This is a genomic window from Acidimicrobiales bacterium (assembly GCA_036273495.1).
GTDB lineage: Bacteria > Actinomycetota > Acidimicrobiia > Acidimicrobiales > JAJPHE01 > DASSEU01.
In genome coordinates this window covers 1-18,504 of record DASUHN010000017.1, presented here as the reverse complement: position 1 = coordinate 18,504, position 18,504 = coordinate 1, and the positions used below count along the sequence as shown (strand labels likewise).

The window sequence follows — 18,504 nt, the reverse complement described above, 5'->3', positions numbered from 1 at the left end:
CCGCCGAGCTCACCGCCCGGGGAGCGGCGGCCAGGTTGCGGCCCCGCCACCACGCCGCCGCCACGCAGACCCCGAGGACGGTCAGGCCGAGCCAGCCCGCCCATGCGGCCATGAAGCCGTGGAGCCATCCGGTGTGCACTGCAAATCGGTTGACGTCACGGAAAAGGGTGGAGTCGGCGGCGCCCAACGGCCCCAGACTAGGCGGGCCACTCCTCGGCCGTGACGCCCCAGTGCTCGTGGTCCCGCCATGCCCCCCCGATGAACAGGTACCGCGGCGAGAACCCCTCCAGGGCCATCCCGCACGACCGGGCCAGGGCCACCGACGGCCGGTTGTCGGGCTGGATGCTGGCCTGGAGGCGGTGCAGCCCGAGGGTGCCGAAGGCGTAGCCGAACACCAGGCCCAGGCCCTCGGCCATGAACCCCTTGCGCTGGTTGGGCGAGAACGCCGCGTACCCCAGCTCCGCCGACTGCAGCGCCCCCCGCACCACGTTGTTCAGGTTGACGAAGCCGGCCAGCTGCCCGGTGTCCCGCCTGCGCACCAGGAACCCGGTGTCCTCCCCCCGGCTGATCCGGGCCAGGTAGCTGCGGAACGACGCCGGCCCGGCCGGCGGATAGACCCAGCGACCGTGGAGGCGGGCGCTGCGGGCCACCGCCCGGAGGAACTCGGGGCCGTCGGCGGACCGCACCAGGCAGAGGGCCACCCGGGGGCCGTGGCCCACTGCGGCGGAGCGCCAGCCCGGTCGCGGCCGCCCGGCGTCAGGCGTTGGCCGGCTCGGCACGGGAGCCCCGCCTGCGCAGCAGCCACCAGGCGATGGCGGCCACGGCCAGGACGGCGATCACGTAGGACGCGGGCCGGAAGGCGTCGGCCACACCCTTCCAGTGGGCGCCGATGGCGTGGCCGGCCAGGGCCAGCGAGAAGGTCCACGGCAGGCTGCCCAGGATCGTGAACACCACGAACCGGGAGAACCGCATCTCGGCGATCCCCGCCGGCAGGCTGATGAAGGTCCGCACTACGGGGAGGACCCGGGAGACGAGGACTGTGACCTCGCCCCGGCGCTCGAACCACCGCTCGGCCCGGTCCAGCTCGTGGGTCCGGAGCCGGACGTAGCGGCCCCACCGCTCGACCAGCGGCCGCCCGCCGAGGCGTCCCACCCAGTAGGCGATGCAGGCGCCGACCAGGTCCCCCGCCGTGCCCACGGCGCCGACCACGCCTACGTTGAGGGGGTGGACGTGGGCCACGGTCGTGGCGAACACCACCCCCGACAGCGCCCCCCCGAGCATCATGATCACCTCGGAGGGGATGGGGACGCAGGCCGCCTCCGCCACCATCAGTAGGAAGACGGCCACGTAGCCGTGGGACGAGATGAAGTGCTCCAAGGGCCGGGCAGCTTAAACGCCGGGCACACTTGACCGGGCAGTCAACAAACGTGAAGGCTCTCCCGCCATGACTCTGCGAGGTGAGCCCCTCCGGATCGCCTACCTCGCCTACCGGGGCAACCCGCACAGCGGCGGCCAGGGCGTGTACACCCGCTACCTGACGCGGGAGCTGGTGGCCCTCGGCCACTCCGTCGAGGTCTTCGGGGGTCAGCCCTACCCCGTGCTCGAGGACGGGGTGACCCTCACCCCGGTCCCCAGCCTCGACCTCTACCGCCCCTCGAACCCGTTCCGGGTGCCCCACCCCCGGGAGTTCAAGACCCGGATCGACGCCCTCGAGTTCGCCCTCATGTGCACCGCCGGGTTCCCCGAGCCGCTGACGTTCAGCCTGCGCCTGCGGAGGGTGCTGGCCGGCCGCCGGGCCGACTTCGACGTGATCCACGACAACCAGTGCTTCGGGTCGGGGCTGCTCAGCCTGGTCGACGAGGGCTGGCCGGTGATGGCCACCCTCCACCACCCGATCACCGTCGACCGCGACCTCGAGCTCGCCGCCGCGCCCAACTTCCTCCGGCGCTTCACCCTGCGGCGCTGGTACGGCTTCCTCAAGATGCAGATGCGGGTGGCCCGCCAGGTCCCCCGCATCGTCACCGTGTCCGAGTCGTCGCGCCGCGACGTCGTCGACCAGATGGGAGTTCCCGCCGAGCGCCTCCACGTGGTGCCGGTGGGCGTGGACCACGAGCGCTTCCGGCCCCTGCCCGGCGTGGCGCGCATCCCGGGCCGGCTGATGACCACGGCCAGCGCCGACGTCCCGCTCAAGGGCCTGGTCCCGCTCCTCGAGGCGCTGGCCAAGGTGCGCACCGAGGTCCCCGCCGAGCTGGTGATCGTGGGCAAGCCCCGCCGTCAGACCCGGGTCGAGGCCACGATCGAGCGCCTCGGCCTGCAGTCGGCCGTGCACTGGGTCCACGGGGTCAGCGACGACGACATCGTCCGGCTGTTCAACGAGGCCGAGGTGGCGGTGGTCCCCTCCCTGTACGAGGGCTTCTCCCTGCCGGCCATCGAGGCAATGGCGTGCGGCACCCCGCTGGTGGCCACGACCGGGGGCGCCCTGCCCGAGGTGGTGGGCCGGGACGGGGAGACCGGGCTGCTGGTGCCGCCGAACGATCCGGGGGCCCTGGCCGGCGCCCTGGTGCGTGCCCTCGGGGATCCGGCCCTGCGCCAGCGGCTCGGCGCCGCCGGCCGGGCCCGGGTGCTCGAGCGCTTCACCTGGCGGGCGTGCGCCGAGGGCTGCGTCGAGAACTACTACGCCCTGCTCGAGGAGCTCGACGGGAGGGAGCCGGCCCGGGCGGCGCCGGCGCCCCCAGCGGCGTGCTGACGGTCCGGTACGACCGGCTCGGGCTGCGCCCGGGGGACCGGCTGCTCGACCTGGGTTGCGGGGGCGGTCGCCACGCCTTCGAGGCCTACCGGCGGGGGGCCCGGGTGGTCCCCCTCGACGCCGACGGCGCCGAGCTCAAGGACGCCGCCGCCGTCCTGGCCGCCATGGACCAGGCGGGGGAGGCCGGCCCGGGCGGTGTCGCCACCCCGGTCAACGGGGACGCCGTCCGCCTGCCGTTCCCCGACGCCACCTTCGACCGGGTGATCGCCGCCGAGGTCCTCGAGCACATCCCGCCGGACACCACGGCCATCGCCGAGCTGGCCCGGGTCCTGCGTCGCGGCGGCACCATGGCGGTGACCGTGCCCCGCTTCGGTCCTGAGTTGATCAACTGGGCCCTCTCCGACGCCTACCACGGGCGCCCCGGCGGCCACGTGCGCATCTACCGCCGCGGCGTCCTCGAGCAGCGGCTGGAGGAGGCCGGTCTCACCGTGACCGGGCACCACCACGCCCACGGCCTGCACAGCCCGTACTGGTGGCTGCGCTGCGCCGTCGGGGTCGACGACGACTCCCACCCCCTGGTGCGCGCCTATCACCGCCTCCTGGCGTGGGACATCACCCGGCGCCCGCTGGCGACCCGAGCCCTCGAAGCCGTGCTCGCCCCCCTCATGGGCAAGAGCGTCGTGATCTACGCGGAGAAGAAGTGACGGTCCTCACCCCTGACCAGGTGGCGGAGACGGCGGCTTCGATAGCCGCCGTCCAGCGGCGCGACGGGATGATCCCCTGGTTCCGCGGTGGCCATGCCGACCCGTGGAACCACGTGGAGGCGGCCATGGCCCTGCTGATCGGCGGCCACCGCAACGCGGCCGAGGCGGCCTACGCGTGGCTGGCGCGCGCCCAGCACGACGACGGGGCCTGGTTCATGTACTACCTCGATGACGGCATCGAAGAGCCGCGGCGGGACACCAACGTGATCTCGTACGTCGCCACCGGGACCTGGTTCCACTACCTGGTCACGCGGGACCGCGGCTTCCTCGAGTGGGCCTGGCCGATGGTGCGCAGAGCGATCAGCTTTGCCCTGCGCCACCAGCTCGCCGGCGGGGAGCTGATCTGGGCCGTCGACCCCGACGGGGATCTGCCCCGCTACGCCCTGTTGACGGGGTCGTCGTCGGCCTATTTCAGCGTGCGTTGCGCCATCGCCATCGCCGAGGAGCTCGGTGACGACCAGCCCGACTGGGAGCTGGCCGCCGGCCGTCTGGCCCAGGCCGTGGCCCACCGTCCCGAGGCGTTCGAGCCCAAGGTGCCCTGGGCCATGGACTGGTACTACCCGGTGCTGTGCGGCGCGGTCAGCGGGGCGGCGGCCCGGGCCCGGCTGGCCGAGCGCTGGGACGAGTTCGTGATGGACGGGATCGGGGTGCGCTGCATCTCCGACCGCCCGTGGGTCACGGCCGCCGAGACCTCGGAGTGCGTGATGGCGCTCGACTCGGCCGGCTGCCGGGAGCGCGCCGTCGAGCTGCTCACCTGGATCCAGGACATGCGCGCCGCCGACGGCTCGTACTGGACGGGCCGGGTGCACCCCCAGCGGGTCAACTTCCCGGACGGGGAGCGCTCGACCTACACGGCGGCGGCGGTGGTGCTGGCCGCCAACACGTTGTCCGACCGCGGTCCCACCGCCGGCTTCTTCCGAGGCGAGGGCCTGCCCGCCGGCGTCCCCCTCGACGATCTCTCCCTGTCCGAGTCGGTGGGCGAGCCCGAGTAGGCGCCGCCGCCTCAGGCGCCGGCGGCGGTCCGGACCAGCACCCGCAGGCTGCCGCAGGCGGTCTCCTCGCTGAAGACGCCCGACTCGAGGGCCCGGCAGTACAGCTCGTAGGGAGGCCGGCCGCCGTCGGCGGGGTCGGGGAAGACGTCGTGGATGGCCAACCGGCCCCCGGGCGCCACGTGGGGAACCCAGCTGTCGTAGTCCCGGTGGGCGGGTTCGGACCCGTGGCCCCCGTCGATGAACAGCAGGGCCAGCGGCGTCGACCAGTGTCGGGCCACGGTGGGCGAGTCCCCGAGCACGCCCACGACCACGTCCTCCAGCCCCGCCGCCTCGATGGTCCGGCGGAACACCGGCAGGGTGTCCATGCGACCGCTTGCCGGGTCCACGAGGGCGGTGTCGTGGTGCTGCCAGCCGGCCTGGTTCTCCTCCGAGCCCCGGTGGTGGTCGACCGTGAACAGCACGGTGGCCCCGTCGCGGGCGGCGGCGCCCAGGTAGACGGCCGACTTTCCGCAGTAGGTCCCGATCTCGAGCAGCGGGCCCAGTCCCGATGCGGCGGACCTCCGGCCCGCTTCGTGGAGGGCCAGGCCCTCGTCGTCGGGCATGAACCCCTTGGCCGCCCGCGCCGCGTCGAGGAGCCGGGCATCCATTCCTAACGATGCCACAGCCGTCACGGTCCCTACGATGGCACCGCCATGAGCCTGTTCGACCCGGAGCACCCCGGCGAGCCCCGCCGCGTCAGCCTGGTCAAGCTGTCCGGAGAGCTGGCCCGGGCCGTCGCCGGCGTGGGACGGGTCTCGGTGGAGGGGGAGGTGGTGAACCCGAAGCCGCGCCCGTCCGGGCGGATCTACTTCACCCTCAAGGACCGGGCCGCTCAGATCGAGGTCAGCGTTCCCGGCAACCGGGCCCGGCGGGCCCGGGTCGTCCATGGCGAGCGGGTGTGCGTCACCGGGACGGTCGGTTACTTCACCGACCGGGGGCGGGTCAGCTTCACCGCCGAGGAGGTCGTGCCCGTCGGAGCCGGCGCCATCGCCGCCCTCCTGCAGGAGGTGCGGGGGCGCCTCCGGGCCGACGGGCTGCTCGACCGGCCCCGCCGCGTCCTCCCGGTCCTGCCGGCGGTCGTGGGCGTGGTGTGCGGCGCCGATGCCGCCGTGCGCGCCGACATCGAGTCGGTGGTCGAGGACCGCTTCCCCGGCTACCCGGTGCACTTCCGGGAGGTGAACGTCTCGGGGGCCGGCGCGGCCGAGGCCATTGCCGGCGGGTTGCGCGCCCTGCTGGCCGATCCCGACGTCGAGGTGGTGATCCTGGCGCGCGGCGGAGGCGACGCCGCCCAGCTGCTGCCGTTCAGCGACGAGGAGCTGTGCCGGGCCGTCTGCGCCGCCCGGGTGCCCGTGGTCACCGCCATCGGTCACGAACGGGACCGTCCCCTCTGCGACGAGGTGGCCGACCTCCGCTGTGCCACCCCGTCGCTCGCGGCCAACGCCGTCATCCCGTCCCGGCGCGAGCTGGAGGACCGACTGCGGATCCTGGTCGGACGCGCCGGTGAGCTGGCCGCGGCGGAGGCGGGGGCGTCGGCCGCGCGGCTGACCGCCGCCGATCCGCTGAACGTGCTCGCCGAGGGATCGCGCACCGCCACCGCCCGCCTGGAGCGGGCGGGCGGCCACCTCCGGCTGCTGGAGCCCTCGCGGCGGGTGGCCGAGTCGATCCGGCTGCTGGAACGCATCGACCGGCAGTCGGCGGTGGCCCACCGCGTGGCCCGGGCCCGGGGACAGCTCGGGGACCGCCGGCACACCCTCGACGCCCTCGACCCCGCCCGGGTGCTCGGGCGCGGCTATGCGGTGGTGCGCGACCGGCGGGGCGCCGTCGTGCGCGACGCGGGGGCGGTGGCGACGGGAGACGGGTTGACCGTGGAGCTGGCCCGGGGGCACATCGGGGTCGAGGTACGCGAGCAACTGCCGTCCGGCTCCGGGGATGCGGTCGGTGCCGACGCCTGACGACCTCGGCGCCCTCACCTTCGAACAGCTCCTGGAGCGGCTGGAGGAGCTGACCGGCAAGCTGGCGTCGGGGGAGGTCGGGATCGAGGAGGCCGCCGACCTGTACGAGGAGGCGGGCCGGGTATACGCCGTCGCCCGGGACCGCCTCGCCGCCGTCGAGGCGCGCATCGAGCGGCTGCGCGCCGCCAACGACCCGGGACCGGCGCCGGGGTGAGCGCCGCTTAGGCGACAGCTACGTCGCCAGCGACTCCACGACCCGGGCCCGCTCCCGGTTGGCGAAGGCCACGTTGACGTCGAGGCGCTCGAGGATCTGCTCGAGGGTGCGCTGGCCGGAGCGGACCGGATGCTGCTCGAAGAAGGCGTGGATCTCGGCCGCCTGAGCGGGCGTGCACAGGGTGGTGAGGCCCTCGAGGGCCCGCACGATCGAGTTCTGGGGCAGCCGCTCCACAATCCGGTCCCAGTTCTGGCCGAGGAAGCTCCACGCCAGCGGCCCCCCGACGCGGTTGGCGAGGAGGATCGAGATGAGGAACGGGGCGTTCTGGGTGCGAACCTCGTCGAGCGCCATCTCCAGGGTCCGTCGCACCAGTGCCTCGTCGCGGAACGCGCCGAGAGCGTAGAGGTAGCGGACCTCGTCCTGGGGCGTGGCGGGGTTCCGGAACCGGTCGAGGAACACCTCGTACTCCACCGGTCCGCCCCAGTAGGCGAGCGTCGACACGATGGCCCCGACCATGTCGGGATCGACGGCGGTGCGGTCGGACAGGACCTTCTCGTGGAGCTCGGCGGCGCGGGCGCGCACCTCGGGGTCGGCGCCCGTCGTCCCCAGCGCCCCGGCCAGCGTGGCGCGCAGGGTGCCGACCTTGTCCGGCTCCCCGGGCGCGGCGTTCCACCCCAGGCGGGAGAACGCCGGCCCGACGACCGTCCGCACGTAGCGCGCCACCGCGTCGCGGCCGTCGTCGTCGGCGATGCGACCGATGAGGTCGAGGGCGCCGACGGCCACAGTCCAGGTGGCGGGGTCCTCGTCCCCCTTGAGCAGACGGACCAGTCGGGCCAGCGAGGCCATGTCCCCCGTTCCCGACAGCGCCGCCGCCCACGTGTCCGACACCAGCCCGAACACCTCGAGGGCGTCGAGCCGGTCGAGGTCGGAACGCAGGGTCTCGGCCAGGGCGGCGCCGTAGTGCACCCGGTAGAAGCCGCTGCCGCCGGCGTTGGCCACGACCCAGTCGGGCGGCCCGTCGAGGCGGAGGAGGGTGGACTGCTCCTGGAGCAGGACGCGGTGCTCGCTCACCGCCCCCCCGGAGCCCACCCGCAGCAGCACGGGCACGCTCCAGCGCGCCGGCGTGCCGGGCGCGCCCGAATAGGTGAAGCGGCTCTGTGACAGGGAGACGCCGCCGGCGGTGGGCTCGACGGTGACGAGCGGATGGCCCTCCTGGAAGATCCAGCTGTCCATCGTGGCCCGCACCGGCTCTCCGGTGGCCTCCTCGATGGCGTCCCAGAGGTCGGTGGTCTCGGCGTTGTCGTAGAGGTGGGCGTTGAGGTAGCGGCGGATCCCCTCCCGGAAGGCCTCGGGACCGAGGAAGCGCTCGAGCATGCGCAGCACGCCGGCGCCCTTCTGGTAAGTGAGGACGTCGAACATCCCCTCCGCCTCTTCGGGGCGGGCCACCGGGAACTCGATCGGCCGCGTCGAGCGCAGCCCGTCGGTGGCGAGGGCCGCCCCGCGGGTGAGACCGAAGGTGACCCAGCGGTCCCAGTCGGGCCGGAAGGCGTCGACGCAGAGCATCTCCATGAACGTGGCGAAGGCCTCGTTGAGCCAAAGGCCGTTCCACCAGCGCATCGTCACCAGGTCCCCGAACCACATATGGGCCAGCTCGTGCGACACCACGTCGGCCACCCGCTCCAGCTCGACCTGCGAGGCGATCTGCGGGTCCACGAGCAGCAGCGACTCGCGGAAGGTCACCGCCCCCAGGTTCTCCATGGCCCCGAAGGCGAAGTCGGGCAGGGCGATCAGGTCGAGCTTGTCCCCCGGGTACGGGATGCCGAACCAGTCGGAGAACCAGCGCAGGGCGTGGGCCCCGATCTCGAGGGCGAACTCGGTGAGGTCCGCCTTTCCCGGGACATGCACAACGCGCAGCGGCACGCCGTCGACGTCGACCGGCGCCGTTGCCTCGAGGGGGCCGACCACGAAGGCCACCAGATAGGTGGACATCCGCATGGTGTCGGCGAAGCGCACGGCCACCTTCCCGTTCCGCCGCTCGCGACCGACCTCACCGGTGTTGGAGAAGGCGGCCAGGCCCTCCTCGACCACCAGGGTCACGGCGAACACCGCCTTGCGGTCGGGCTCGTCCCAGCACGGGAACGCCCGGCGGGCGTCGGTTGCCTCGAACTGGGTCGTGGCGATGACCTGCTCGCGGTCGTCCGCGTCGCGGAACGTGCTGCGGTACAGGCCCCGGAGCTTGTCGTTGATCGTCCCGGAGAACTCGAGGTCGAGGCGCCACTTCCCCGGCTCCAGCCCCTGCTCGGGGCGCAGGACGGCCCGCTCCTCCTCGGGATCGAGCTCGACCCGGGCGGGGAGGGACTTCCCGCCGGCCCCGACGAGGACGGCCGACGTGATCTCCAGCTCGGCGGCGTTCAGCACCACCTCGGTCACGGGCTCGGCCACGTCGATGGTCACTGACTCCCGTCCGGTGAAGCGGGCGGTGGCCAGGTCGGGGCTGATCTCGAGGTCGTAGCGCTCGGGCGTGACCGAGCGCGACAGCCGGTAGGAGGGGGTGTCGGGCACGGTTGTCACCGTAACGAACCGGCCCGGTAGCTTGCCCCGCCGTGTCCGGTTCAGAACGAGGCGGAGCGGGCTTCGACGTCGTGGCCCTGGGATCGGCCATCGTCGACCGCCTCGGCCTGGTCGACCCGCCCACCCTGGCGGCCACCGGCCTGGTCCCCGGGACCATGACCCTCATCGACGGCCAGGAGGCCGAGCGCCTCTGGTCGGTCGCCGGCGGCGCCCTGGTGGCGGGTGGGTCGGCGGCGAACACGTGTGCGGGAGCGGCCGCCCTGGGCGGGAGCGTCGCCTTCGTCGGCCGGGTGGGCGACGACGACCTCGGCCGCTCCTTCGCCGACGACCTGGCTCTGGTGGGGGTGAGCTTCCGGGCCCCGCCGGCGGTGGCGGGCGCCCCCACCGCCCGCTGCGTGATCTTCGTGACCCCCGACGGGGAGCGGACCATGCGCACGTTCCTGGGTGCCGCCCCGCTGCTCGACGTGGACTGCGTGGACGAGTCGCTGGTGGCGGGGGTGGGCTTCGTCTACCTCGAGGGCTACCTCTGGGACGGCCCGGCGGCGGCGCCGGCCCTGCACCGGGCCATCGACGCCGGGCGGGCGGGGGGATCGAGGGTGGCGCTGTCGCTGTCGGATCCGGGGTGCGTCGAGCGCCACCGGGACGACTTCGCCGCCCTCCTGCGGGCCGGGTCCGTGGATCTGGTGTTCGGCAACGAGTCCGAGGTGACCGAGCTCACCGGTGAGACCTCCTTCGAGGCGGCCGCCGCCGCCATGGCCGAGCTGGTCCCGATGGCGGCCCTGACCCGGGGGCCGGCCGGCTCGGTCGTCGTCCGGGGCGGGGAGTCCTGGGCCGTCCCCGCCGCCCCCGTCGACCGGGTCGTCGACACCACGGGGGCGGGGGACCTGTACGCCGCCGGCTTCATGGTCGGGGCCGTGCGGGGGCTCGACCCGGACGGCTGCGCCCGGCTTGGAGGGCTGGCGGCCGCCGACGTGATCTCCGCCCTGGGCGCCCGGCCCCACGGGGACATCCGGGCCGCGGCCCGCCAGGCGGGCCTCCTCCCGTGACCGGGCGGACGGCGTGACCGGGGCCGGCTGGCTCTCCCGCCGGGTCCTGGCCTACGCGCACCAGGGCGGCGCCCGGGAGGCCCCCTCCAGCACCCTGTACGCCTTCCGGGCCGCCCTGGCGGCGGGGGCCACGGCGCTGGAGATGGACGTCCACGCCACGTCCGACGGCCACCTCGTGGTGTGCCACGACGCGACCGTTGACCGCACGACCAACGGCACCGGCCCGATCTCCCGCCTCACCCTCGACGAGGTGCAGGCCCTCGACAACGCCTACTGGTTCGCGCCGGGAGAGATAGCCGTGCGGGACCGGCCCGACGGGGAGTACCCGCTGCGGGGCCGGGCCCCGGACGATCCCGAGCTGCGGGTGCCCACCCTGGGCGAGGTCCTCGCCGCCTTCCCCGGGGTGATCCTCAACCTCGACATCAAGCAGACCGCTCCCGCCGTCGAGCCCTACGAGGCCGGCCTGGCGGCGCTGCTCCGCGAGCACGGCCGCGCCGACGACGTGATCGTGGCGTCGTTCAACGACCTGGCCACCACCCGCTTCTCGGAGCTGGCGCCGGAGGTCCCGACCTCGCCCGGCACCGTCGGGGTCGGCGTCTTCATCTCGGCCCTGCGCCAGGGGGAGCCCTACGACCGGGGCCACCACGCCGCCCTCCAGGTGCCGCCGTCGTTCGGGCCCACGGTGATCGTCGACGAGGAGTTCGTGGCCGGGGCCCACGCCGCCGGACTGGCCGTGCACGTGTGGACCATCGACGACCCGGAGGAGATGGCCCGGCTCGTGGCCCTGGGCGTCGACGGGATCATGTCCGACCGGCCGTCGGTCCTGACCGGGGTGCTGGCCGGCGCGGGGGCCGCCTGGGCCGGGAGCTGAGCCGGGCCGGTCAGATCGTGAACGCCGGTCAGGTCATGAACGCCATGTCGACCGTCGAGCCGGCGGCGCGGTCGAGAGTGGCGATGAACCGGCCGGGCTGAACCGCCGCCTTGACGGGCCTGAGGCGGGAGCCGAGCACACCGGCGGTGGCGTCGAGGTCCGAGACCTGGAAGGCCAGCCCGAAGAAGCGGGCAGGACCGTCCCCGGCGGGCTCCGGGGGGCCGACCAGCTCCAGGATCACCTCCCCGAGCCGGAAGAACACCTGGGTCATGGGCGGGCCGCCCGGGCGCCCGGCGTCCCGCCGGCGCCGCTCGGTCACGCCGAGACGGCCCAGGGCGCCCACCGTGCGCTCGAGGTCGGGCGTGGTGACGACGACGTGGTCGACGGCCGTGACGGCGTTGTCGTGGCGGCCGGGGGGACAGCCGGGGGACGCGTCGTCGGCGCTGGCCGTCGGCAGCCCGTCGACGTTGCCGTCGGCCAGCGCCCCCCCGGCGTCGACGGCGGCCAGGGCCCAGGACACCACTCCCGATCCGGAGGCGCCGAGGGCGATGTCCACCGTGGCGACCCGGCACGAGCTCCCGGTCACGCCGAAGCCCAGCTCCGCCCACAGCGCCGGCGGGTCCGCCACCGCCAGGCCGGCCAGGATGGCCACTTTGGCGCTCTTCCCGGGCCGGTCAGCCCCGCCCGCAGTTGGGCTTCTTGCCGTGGTTGGCGCCCTTCTTGCGGCGGCCCTTGCGCTTGGCGGTCTTCTTGGACATGGGCCGAGGGTACCGGCCGGAAGCCCGGTGACCCCGCAGTAGCCTTCCGGCTTCATGGCCTCGGAGCGACTGGGTATCGTCGGCCTGCCCAACTCCGGGAAGTCCTCTCTGTTCAACGCCCTGACCGGCGGGTCGGCGGCGGTGGCCTCGCACCCCTTCTCGACCACCGAGACGACCGTGGGCGTGGCCCAGGTGCCCGACCACCGCCTGGTCGCGCTCTCGGAGATGAGCCGGTCGAAGAAGACCGTCCCCGCCACCGTCGAGCTGGTCGACATCGCCGGTCTGGTGGCCGGGGCGGCCAGCGGGGAGGGCCTCGGCAACCGCTTCCTGGCCGGCATCCGCGAGTCCGACGCCCTGCTGTACGTGCTGCGGGCGTTCGAGGACCCCGAGGTGGTGGGCGGGACCGACCCGGTGGAGGACCTGGCGGTCCTGGAGCTGGAGCTGGTGCTGGCCGACGCCGCCACCGTGGAGTCCCAGATCGAGAAGAAGCGCAAGGCGGCCCGGGCCGACAAGTCGCTGGCCGGCCAGGTCGAGGCCCTCGACGCCGCCCTGCCGTTCCTGCAGTCCGGGACGCCGGTGTACCGGTCCGGGCTGACCGCCGAGCAGAAGCGCGAGCTGGCCTCGTTCTTCTTGCTGACCGACAAGCCGGTGCTGGCCGTGGTCAACCTGGGGGAGGGCCAGCTGGCCGACGCCGACGTGCTGGTGAAGCCGGTGGCCGACGAGCTCGGCGGCGCCGGCGAGGCCCTCGGAGTGAGCGTGCAGCTGGAGGCCGAGGCGGCCCAGCTCGACACCACCGAGCGGGCCGAGCTGCTCGAGGGGCTCGGCCTCGGGGAGGGGGCGCTGCCCCGGGTGGCGCGCGCCGCCTACCACCTGCTCGGCCGGCGGACCTTCCTCACGACCGGCGACAAGGAGTCGCGGGCGTGGAGCTTCCGGGCCGGGGCCCACGCCCCCGAGTGCGCCGGGGTCATCCACTCCGACCTGCAGCGGGGCTTCATCCGGGCCGAGGTGATCCGCTGGGACGAGCTGCTGACGCTCGGCTCGTGGAGCGCGGCGCGGGACGCCGGAAAGCTGCGCGTCGAGGGCAAGGACTACGAGGTGGCGGACGGGGATGTGCTGGAGATCCGCTTCAACGTCTGACGAGGGAAACTGTGCCCTGGCTGTTGCGCGACAAGGAGGTGCTGGCCTCCGTCGAGGTCATGGAGTCCCGGGCCGCCCGGCTGCGGGGCCTGCGGGGGCGGGACGGCTTCGACGGCGCCGTCCTGCTCCGGCCCGCCCGCGCCGTGCACACCGTCGGCATGCGCTTTGCCGTCGACGTGGCCTTCTGCGACAGCGAGATGGTGGTGGTCCACCTGGTCAGCGCCGTGGCCCCGTTCCGCCTGGTCCTGCCCCGGCTCCGCTCGCGGTGTGTGATCGAGGCCGCCGCCGGGTCGTTCGAGAGGTGGTGCCTGCGGCCGGGGGACAAGCTGGAGGTGGAGGTCGAGGTATGACCGGGGCCGCCGGGGCGCTGGTGCTGGTCGGCACCCCCATCGGTAACCTGGGGGACCTGACCCCGCGCGCCGTGGCCACCCTCGAGGGCGCCGACGTGATCGTGTGCGAGGACACCAGGCGGACCCGGCAGCTGTTGACCCACGCCGGCGTGCGCGGCCGGCGCCTGGTGGCGGTGCACGCCCACCGCGAGGCCCAGAGCGTGGCCCAGGTGGTCGCCTGGCTGCGGGAGGGCAAGCGGGTGGCCGTGGTGACCGACGCCGGGATGCCGGCGGTCTCCGACCCCGGTGCCCGCCTGGTCGCGGCCGTCACCGCCGCCGGGCTGCCCGTCGAGGTGGTGCCCGGGCCCTCGGCGGTGCTGGCCGCCCTCGTGGCCAGCGGGCTGCCGACCGACCGGTTCTCCTTCGAGGGGTTCCTGCCCCGCAAGGGCCACGAGCGGGCTGACCGGATGCGCCAGATCGCCGCTGACGATCGCACCACGGTGATCTTCGAGGCCCCACCCCGCGTGGCCGCCACCCTGGCGGACCTGGCCGAGGCGTGCGGGCCGGGCCGGCGGGTGGCGGTGGCCCGGGAGCTGACCAAGCTGCACGAGGAGGTGTGGCGGGGGCCCCTGGGAGAGGCGGCCCGGCTGGCCGCCATCGCCGCGGCGCGCGGGGAGCACGTCATCGTCCTGGGCGGCCGGCCCCCGTCCGAGTCGGAGCTCCCGGACGAGGCCATCGAGGCGGCGGTGCGGGCCCGGCTGGAGGCGGGGGCGTCGGCGCGCGACGCCGCCCACGCCGTGGCCGAGGAGCTCGACGTGGCGCGCCGGAAGGCCTACGAGGTGGCCCTGCGCCTGCGCTGACCGGGGCCGGCGCCGCCCCGGGCGCTACTCGTGGGAGCCGTTGAAGCTCGTGCGGACCTCGCTTGCACAGCTGGCGCAGATCTCCTTGTCCCGGTAGATCCGCAGGTCCTGCTCGGCACCGCAGAACACGCAGCCCTTCCTGAGGCGCGACAGGGTGATCGAGTCACCCTGCACCGAGATCTCGAGCTCGTCACCGGGGCTGATCTCGAGCATCCGGCGCATCTCTACCGGCACCACGATGCGCCCGAGGTGGTCGATCCGTCGTGGCAGCCCGGTCGCCTTAATCATGGGACTCCTCTTCGCCCGTCGGTAGGGTACGGATTCATGGGACGCCTGTTCCTGACGACCCCCATCTATTACGTGAATGACGTGCCCCACATCGGGCACGCCTACACCACTGTGATAGCCGACGCGGTTGCCCGCTGGCACCGCTTGGCCGGTGACGAGGTGTTCTTCCTCACCGGCACCGACGAGCACGGGCTCAAGGTGCAGCGGGCGGCCGACGCCTCGGGTCTTTCTCCCCAGGAACAGGCAGATCGAACCGCGGCCCGCTTCGTCGAGGCGTGGAAGCTGCTCGAGATCGACTACGACGACTTCATCCGCACCACCGAGGATCGTCACCGGGTCTCGGTACAGGCGTTCCTGCAGGCCGCCTACGACAACGGCCACATCGAGCTGGACACCTACCAGGGCTGGTACTGCGTGGCCTGCGAGGCCTACTACCGGGAGTCCGAGCTCGGGGACGGCCGGGCCTGCCCGATCCACTCCACCCCGGCGGAATGGTTGGAGGAGGAGAATTATTTCTTCCGCCTGTCCCGGCTCCCGGACCGCCTGCTGGAGTGGTACGCCGCCAACCCCGGGGCGGTGACGCCGGAGGCCAAGCGCAACGAGGCCCTGGGGATCATCCGCCAGGGCCTCGACGACGTGTCGATCAGCCGGACGTCGATCACGTGGGGCGTCCGGGTGCCGTGGGACGAGCGCCACGTCTTCTACGTCTGGTACGACGCCCTCATCAACTACGCCACCGCCATCGGGTACGGCGTCGATCAGCAGCGCTTCGACACCTGGTGGCCGTCCGTGCACCACCTCATCGGCAAGGACATCCTCCGCTTCCACTGCGTGTACTGGCCGGCCCTGTGCCTGGCTGCCGGCGTCGAGCCCCCTCAGCGGATCTCGGTGCACGGCTACCTGCTGGTCGGCGGGGAGAAGATGTCGAAGACCCGCTTCAACCAGATCTTCCCCGCCGACCTGGCGGCCGACTTCGGGGTGGACGGGTTCCGCTACCACCTGCTGCGGGACACCCCGTTCGGGGCGGACGGGGAGTTCTCCTACGAGGGGATGGTCTCCCGTTACAACGGGGACCTGGCCAACAATCTCGGGAACCTCCTGTCGCGGGTCACGACGGTCGTCAACCGCAAGTGCGGGGGGGTGGGGCCGGCGCCCCGTCCCGACTCGGCCCTGGCTCCGGTCGTGGCCGCCGCCGTGGCGCGGGCCGACGAGGCGTGGCGGCGGATCTCCCCGGGCGAGGCCCTCGACGCCACCTGGCAGATCATCCGCGAGACCAACGCCGCCCTGGAGGCGGCCGAGCCGTGGCGGGCCGAGCCCGGTCCCGCCGTGGACGCCGTTCTCGGAGATGCCCTCGAGGCGCTCCGCGTGGTCGCCGTGCTCGCCCACCCGGCCGTGCCCGGCGCGTGCGCCGAGGTCTGGAGGCGGATCGGGCTGGCCGGCAGCCCGGCCGACCAGCGGCTGCCGGGGGCGGCGGCGTGGGGCGGGTACCCCGGGGGCCTCCAGGTCCTCACCGGGGAGCCGCTGTTCCCCCGCAAGCAGGCCTGACCGGCGGGGCGGCGTCACGCCGGTGTGGACCGACACCCACTGCCACGTCCTCGACGACGCCGACCCGGCCGCCAGCGTGGCCCGGGCCCGGGAGGCCGGGGTGGGGCGCATGGTCCTGGTCGGCACCGGCGCCGCCGAGTCCCAGCGGGCCCTCGACGTCGCCGCCGGCCTGGGCGGTCCGGGGGCCGGGCTGTGGGCCACGGTCGGGCTCCATCCCCACGACGCCGACACCGGGACCGCGGGGGTGCTGGCCCTGCTCGAGGCCCGCGCCGGGGACCCGGCGGTGGTGGCGGTCGGGGAGTGCGGCCTCGACTACCACTACGAGCACAGCCCCCGGGAGGCCCAGCGGCGGGCCTTCGCCGAGCAGATCGCCGCCAGCCGGCGCCTGGGCCTGGCCCTGGTGGTGCACAGCCGCGAGGCGTGGCCGGACACCTGGGCCGTGCTGCGCTCCGAGGGCGTGCCGGAGCGGACCGTGTTCCACTGCTTCACCGGGGGGCCGGACGAGGCCCGCCGCTGCCTCGACCTCGGCGCCTACCTGTCGTTCTCGGGGATCGTGAGCTTCCGCACCGCCGGCGAGGTCCGGCAGGCGGCGGCCCTCTGTCCCGCCGACCGCCTGCTCGTGGAGACCGACGCGCCGTTCCTGGCCCCGGTGCCGCACCGGGGGCGGCGCAACGAGCCGGCGCTCGTGCCGGTGGTGGGGGCGGCGGTCGCCGCCGCCCGCGGGGTCGACCCGGCCGAGGTCGAGGAGGCCTCCTGGGCGGCCGCGGCGGCGGCCTTCGGGCTGCCCTGAGCGGCCCTTACTGCTCGCGATCGCGAGCACTGGGGTTGCCGGCCGCGGAGAGTGCTGCCTAGCGTGCTCTCGTCCTCGGGCGGGCTCCGCCGGAGGGCAGCGGGCGGAGCCGCTTGGCCCGGCCGCGCGCACGCCTATGAGCGACGCCGACCCCAACCCCCGCCGACTTCTGCTACCCGTGGCTCTGTGCGCCTCGGTGCTCGTCGCGCCGTTGCTGCTGCACCGGCCCGGCGGGGCGCGCGTGGCCCATTCCGCCTCGCGACCGGCGCGGGTGACGGCGGGGCGCGATTCCCACGCTGCGTCGTCGGCGGCCAGCCGGTCCGACGCCGTGCCGATGACCGCCGACCAGCTGGCGGCCCTGGAGTCGGCGGCGGCCGGGGCGGGCACGGTGAGCGCCCAGGCGGCCAGCCGGGCGGTGCCGACGGCGGACGTGGCTTCCACCGACACCCTCGCCAGCACGACGACGACCGTCGCGGTGGCGCCGGCACGTCCCGAGGTGCGCGCCGCCACCACCACCACCACCACCACCGAGGCGCCGACCACGACGACGACCGAGCCGCGCACCACCACCACGACCACGCGGCCGAGCACGACCACCACGTCCCGGTCGTCTTCGAACTCCGAGACGGGATCGGCCTCCTGGTACCAGGCCCCCGCCGGCACCTGCGCCCACCCCTCGCTGCCCTTCGGCACCGTGGTCACCGTGACCAACCTGGCCAACGGGGCCACCACCAAGTGCCGGGTCGAGGACCGTGGTCCCTACGCCGGTGGCCGGATCATCGACCTGTCGGAAAGTACGTTCTCGCAGATTGCCTCGACCTCCCAAGGAGTCATCCAGGTCCGCATCGAGTGGTGAGCGCCTGGGGCGGGCGCGGCTGACCGAGCTGCTGGCCGCCCACGGGCTGCGCCCCAGCCGGGCCCTGGGTCAGAACTTCCTCGTCGATCCCAACACCGCCGAGCGGATCGTGCGCCTGGCCGGGGTGGGACCCGGTGACCGGGTCGTCGAGATCGGCGCCGGGCTGGGATCGCTGACCACGGCGCTGGCGGCGGTGGGCGCGTCCGTCCTGGCCGTCGAGATCGACCGCCGCCTGGCCGCCGTGCTGCGCGACGAGGTGGCGCCCGCCGGGGTCACGGTCGTGGAGGCCGACGCCACCCGGGCGGACTGGTCGTCGTTGCTGCCCGGCACCGGATGGGTGCTGGTGGCCAACCTGCCCTACAACGTGGCCACCCCGCTCGTGGTGGAGCTGTTGGAGGGCGTGCCCGCCATCGCCCGGATGCTCGTGATGGTGCAGAAGGAGGTGGCCGAGCGCCTCGCCTCCCCGCCCGGCAGCCGGGCCTACGGCGCCGTGTCGGTGAAGGTGGCCTACTGGGCCCGGGCCGAGGTGGTCGGCACCGTGCCCCCGACGGTGTTCGTGCCCCGGCCGCGCGTCGAGTCGGCCCTGGTGCGCATCGACCGCCGGCCCGCTCCCGCCGTCGACCCCGCCGTCGTGGACTACCGCCGGCTGGCCGAGGTGGTGGTGGCCGGCTTCGGGCGCCGCCGCAAGATGCTGCGGGGGGCGCTGGCGGCGGTGGGCGCGTCCGTCCTGGCCGTCGAGATCGACC

General features: G+C 74.2%; 20 protein-coding genes. 14 read left to right on the top strand and 6 right to left on the bottom strand.

The features are described from left to right. Positions 1 to 197: 197 nt before the first annotated feature. On the bottom strand, positions 198 to 701 hold the full coding sequence (locus tag VFW24_00725) for a GNAT family protein (GenBank protein ID HEX5265273.1): 504 nt from the start codon (positions 699 to 701) through the stop codon (positions 198 to 200). Positions 702 to 756: 55 nt separating this feature from the next. After that, positions 757 to 1,377, bottom strand: a complete 621-nt coding sequence (locus VFW24_00720; GenBank protein ID HEX5265272.1) for a DedA family protein — start codon at positions 1,375 to 1,377, stop codon at positions 757 to 759. Positions 1,378 to 1,444: 67 nt separating this feature from the next. On the opposite strand from VFW24_00720, the gene VFW24_00715 reads away from it, so the two are divergent. Genes VFW24_00715 through VFW24_00705 form a run of 3 tightly spaced genes read left to right on the top strand, consistent with a single transcriptional unit; the run spans position 1,445 to position 4,502 of the window. Further along, positions 1,445 to 2,746: a glycosyltransferase family 4 protein gene (locus VFW24_00715; GenBank protein HEX5265271.1), complete on the top strand. Its 1,302-nt coding sequence runs from the start codon at positions 1,445 to 1,447 to the stop codon at positions 2,744 to 2,746. Next, the gene (locus tag VFW24_00710) at positions 2,740 to 3,450 is read left to right on the top strand and encodes a class I SAM-dependent methyltransferase (protein ID HEX5265270.1); all 711 of its coding nucleotides are present in this window, start codon (positions 2,740 to 2,742) and stop codon (positions 3,448 to 3,450) included. Before VFW24_00715 ends, VFW24_00710 begins: the two co-directional genes overlap by 7 nt. Next, positions 3,447 to 4,502, top strand: a complete 1,056-nt coding sequence (locus tag VFW24_00705; GenBank protein ID HEX5265269.1) for a hypothetical protein — start codon at positions 3,447 to 3,449, stop codon at positions 4,500 to 4,502. Before VFW24_00710 ends, VFW24_00705 begins: the two co-directional genes overlap by 4 nt. A gap of 11 nt (positions 4,503 to 4,513) precedes the next feature. On the opposite strand, the gene VFW24_00700 is transcribed toward VFW24_00705, so the two are convergent. Next, positions 4,514 to 5,164, bottom strand: a complete 651-nt coding sequence (locus VFW24_00700) for a class I SAM-dependent methyltransferase (protein ID HEX5265268.1) — start codon at positions 5,162 to 5,164, stop codon at positions 4,514 to 4,516. Positions 5,165 to 5,194: 30 nt separating this feature from the next. Between VFW24_00700 and xseA the strand changes: the two genes are divergently transcribed. Beyond that, complete coding sequence (xseA, locus tag VFW24_00695) at positions 5,195 to 6,493, top strand: exodeoxyribonuclease VII large subunit (GenBank protein ID HEX5265267.1); 1,299 nt, start codon at positions 5,195 to 5,197, stop codon at positions 6,491 to 6,493. Then, a complete protein-coding gene (xseB, locus tag VFW24_00690; GenBank protein HEX5265266.1) occupies positions 6,480 to 6,707 on the top strand; it encodes an exodeoxyribonuclease VII small subunit in 228 nt (75 codons plus the stop codon). The genes xseA and xseB overlap by 14 nt, the downstream gene beginning before the upstream one ends. 18 nt (positions 6,708 to 6,725) lie before the next feature. Here xseB and VFW24_00685 read toward each other — a convergent pair whose 3' ends face one another. Beyond that, positions 6,726 to 9,269: a M1 family metallopeptidase gene (locus VFW24_00685; GenBank protein HEX5265265.1), complete on the bottom strand. Its 2,544-nt coding sequence runs from the start codon at positions 9,267 to 9,269 to the stop codon at positions 6,726 to 6,728. Between the two features lie 41 nt (positions 9,270 to 9,310). Between VFW24_00685 and VFW24_00680 the strand changes: the two genes are divergently transcribed. Continuing rightward, on the top strand, positions 9,311 to 10,324 hold the full coding sequence (locus VFW24_00680; protein ID HEX5265264.1) for an adenosine kinase: 1,014 nt from the start codon (positions 9,311 to 9,313) through the stop codon (positions 10,322 to 10,324). Between the two features lie 13 nt (positions 10,325 to 10,337). Continuing rightward, positions 10,338 to 11,195 carry a glycerophosphodiester phosphodiesterase gene (locus VFW24_00675; protein HEX5265263.1) on the top strand — a complete coding sequence of 286 codons (858 nt, stop codon included), beginning with the start codon at positions 10,338 to 10,340 and terminating at the stop codon, positions 11,193 to 11,195. Between the two features lie 28 nt (positions 11,196 to 11,223). Here the strand turns inward: VFW24_00675 and VFW24_00670 are convergent, their stop codons facing one another. Beyond that, on the bottom strand, positions 11,224 to 11,847 hold the full coding sequence (locus tag VFW24_00670; protein ID HEX5265262.1) for a VOC family protein: 624 nt from the start codon (positions 11,845 to 11,847) through the stop codon (positions 11,224 to 11,226). A 160-nt stretch (positions 11,848 to 12,007) separates the two neighbouring features. Here VFW24_00670 and ychF point away from each other — a divergent pair, with 160 nt between their 5' ends. Genes ychF through rsmI form a run of 3 tightly spaced genes read left to right on the top strand, consistent with a single transcriptional unit; the run spans position 12,008 to position 14,279 of the window. After that, positions 12,008 to 13,090 carry a redox-regulated ATPase YchF gene (gene ychF / locus VFW24_00665; protein HEX5265261.1) on the top strand — a complete coding sequence of 361 codons (1,083 nt, stop codon included), beginning with the start codon at positions 12,008 to 12,010 and terminating at the stop codon, positions 13,088 to 13,090. An 11-nt stretch (positions 13,091 to 13,101) separates the two neighbouring features. Next, positions 13,102 to 13,440, top strand: coding sequence for a DUF192 domain-containing protein (locus VFW24_00660; GenBank protein HEX5265260.1), 339 nt, complete (start codon positions 13,102 to 13,104; stop codon positions 13,438 to 13,440). Then, on the top strand, positions 13,437 to 14,279 hold the full coding sequence (gene rsmI / locus VFW24_00655; GenBank protein ID HEX5265259.1) for a 16S rRNA (cytidine(1402)-2'-O)-methyltransferase: 843 nt from the start codon (positions 13,437 to 13,439) through the stop codon (positions 14,277 to 14,279). Before VFW24_00660 ends, rsmI begins: the two co-directional genes overlap by 4 nt. Positions 14,280 to 14,303: 24 nt before the next feature. Here the strand turns inward: rsmI and VFW24_00650 are convergent, their stop codons facing one another. Further along, the gene (locus VFW24_00650; GenBank protein HEX5265258.1) at positions 14,304 to 14,567 is read right to left on the bottom strand and encodes an AbrB/MazE/SpoVT family DNA-binding domain-containing protein; all 264 of its coding nucleotides are present in this window, start codon (positions 14,565 to 14,567) and stop codon (positions 14,304 to 14,306) included. 36 nt (positions 14,568 to 14,603) lie between these two features. Between VFW24_00650 and VFW24_00645 the strand changes: the two genes are divergently transcribed. The 4 genes from VFW24_00645 to rsmA form a co-directional block, all read left to right on the top strand. Further along, the gene (locus tag VFW24_00645; protein HEX5265257.1) at positions 14,604 to 16,112 is read left to right on the top strand and encodes a class I tRNA ligase family protein; all 1,509 of its coding nucleotides are present in this window, start codon (positions 14,604 to 14,606) and stop codon (positions 16,110 to 16,112) included. A 22-nt stretch (positions 16,113 to 16,134) separates the two neighbouring features. Next, a complete protein-coding gene (locus tag VFW24_00640; protein HEX5265256.1) occupies positions 16,135 to 16,902 on the top strand; it encodes a TatD family hydrolase in 768 nt (255 codons plus the stop codon). Between the two features lie 136 nt (positions 16,903 to 17,038). Continuing rightward, positions 17,039 to 17,758 carry a septal ring lytic transglycosylase RlpA family protein gene (locus VFW24_00635; GenBank protein ID HEX5265255.1) on the top strand — a complete coding sequence of 240 codons (720 nt, stop codon included), beginning with the start codon at positions 17,039 to 17,041 and terminating at the stop codon, positions 17,756 to 17,758. Then, on the top strand, positions 17,712 to 18,504 hold a 793-nt coding region (rsmA, locus tag VFW24_00630), incomplete at its 3' end, for a 16S rRNA (adenine(1518)-N(6)/adenine(1519)-N(6))-dimethyltransferase RsmA (GenBank protein HEX5265254.1). The genes VFW24_00635 and rsmA, both read left to right, overlap by 47 nt.

Excerpts from the sequence above, each read along its gene's own strand:
- xseA (HEX5265267.1), top strand. The coding sequence starts at position 5,195 with ATGAGCCTGTTCGACCCGGAGCACCCCGGCGAGCCCCGCCGCGTCAGC.
- VFW24_00650 (HEX5265258.1), bottom strand. The coding sequence starts at position 14,567 with ATGATTAAGGCGACCGGGCTGCCACGACGGATCGACCACCTCGGGCGC.
- VFW24_00645 (HEX5265257.1), top strand. The coding sequence starts at position 14,604 with ATGGGACGCCTGTTCCTGACGACCCCCATCTATTACGTGAATGACGTG.
- VFW24_00715 (HEX5265271.1), top strand. The coding sequence starts at position 1,445 with ATGACTCTGCGAGGTGAGCCCCTCCGGATCGCCTACCTCGCCTACCGG.
- ychF (HEX5265261.1), top strand. The coding sequence starts at position 12,008 with ATGGCCTCGGAGCGACTGGGTATCGTCGGCCTGCCCAACTCCGGGAAG.
- rsmI (HEX5265259.1), top strand. The coding sequence starts at position 13,437 with ATGACCGGGGCCGCCGGGGCGCTGGTGCTGGTCGGCACCCCCATCGGT.
- VFW24_00635 (HEX5265255.1), top strand. The coding sequence starts at position 17,039 with ATGAGCGACGCCGACCCCAACCCCCGCCGACTTCTGCTACCCGTGGCT.